The 1,267-nt window shown below is 60.8% G+C and carries 1 protein-coding gene; it reads right to left on the reverse strand.

What is annotated here, in order from left to right; genetic code table 11:
* Positions 1–35: 35 nt before the first annotated feature.
* Positions 36–1,220 (reverse strand): IS30 family transposase, encoded by a 1,185-nt coding sequence (locus ACSU04_RS18395; protein WP_439290569.1) that lies wholly within the window; start codon positions 1,218–1,220, stop codon positions 36–38.
* Between the last annotated feature and the right edge of the window lie 47 nt (positions 1,221–1,267).

Raw genomic sequence — 1,267 nt, forward strand, 5'->3', positions numbered from 1 at the left:
GCGGCAAAGTCAAATGGTGTGGGCAACGTTGGTAGTTAGGCTGCGAGGAGCAGCTGGTTGAGCCGGTTGGCCGGGGTCTGAAGCTCGAGGGTCGGGCGGGGGCGGCGATTCAGGATCGCGGCGGTCCGGGCGAGGTCCTCGGGAGAGTGGGCGGAGAGATCTGATCCTTTCTCGAACCAGAATCGTAGAAGCCGGTTGGTGTTCTCGTTGGTCCCGCGTTGCCAGGGTGAGTGCGGGTCACAGAAGTAGAGCGTTGTCTCTAACGCGGTCTGGATCTTGGCGTACTCGGCGAGCTCTGTTCCGCGATCCCAGGTGATCGAACGGCGCAGGTGTTCAGGCAGCGCGCCCATCTCGCGGATCATTGCGGTAGCGACAGTATCTGCGGAGTGGTCTCCGGGTAGGTGGAGCAGAATCGTGAAGCGTGTCGTGCGTTCAACGAGAGTGCCGATCGCAGTGCCGTCAGAACCGATGATCAAGTCGCCCTCCCAGTGCCCAGGGATAGCCCGATCCTCGACCTCGGCCGGCCGATCACTGATCTTGAACGCTTCTTTATAGGGGCTGTTCTTACGTCTCTGCGCCGTGTGGGCAACACGCTTCTTCCGTTTCAGAGAGAGCTTCTCCGCGAGATCTGCCCGCAATTTCCCGCGGGTCTGGACGTAAAGGGCTTGGTAGATCGTCTCGTGACTCACGTGCATAGTCTGATCGTCCGGGAAGGAAACCTCTAACATCGTGGAGATCAGTTTCGGGCTCCACCCTTCGTCCATCCACCCCTCGATCAACCGGCACAGCGCCTCGTTCTCGATCAACGTGAACGGCTTCGGTCGACGCCTGGCCTGATGCGCGCGGGTGTGCGCGACCGACGCGTAATACACCCCGTCGGCGCTTGTGTTGCGTCGCACTTCCCGCCAGACCACGGACTTGTCTCGACCGATCTCGGCGGCGATCTTGGCGTAACTCAGCCCTGCACGGAACCCCATTTGGATCACGCCGCGCTCTGTCGCAGTCAACATTCGTCCGCTAGCAGGGGGCGCAACTGGCGCCAGGTCATCGAGGCCTCCATCGGCTCCAAGGTTGATCTTCATCCCTCCAGACTGAGCCCACCAGCGAGATCCCGACGTGCCAGACACACCCAAGCTCAGCGCAGCACGCTGAACGGGCACCCCCGCACACACAAGATCAACGAACTGCGTACGAGTATTCGGCGGGAACAACTTGACCATGAAACGCTCCTTCAAGAAGAACGTTGCTGCCACCATATGACTTCGCC

Origin of the sequence: Microbacterium sp. A84 (assembly GCF_051842815.1) — a bacterium.
Lineage (GTDB): Bacteria > Actinomycetota > Actinomycetes > Actinomycetales > Microbacteriaceae > Microbacterium.

Bases quoted from the DNA above. Each gene is read 5' to 3' on its own strand.
- ACSU04_RS18395 (WP_439290569.1), bottom strand. From the start codon at position 1,220: ATGGTCAAGTTGTTCCCGCCGAATACTCGTACGCAGTTCGTTGATCTT.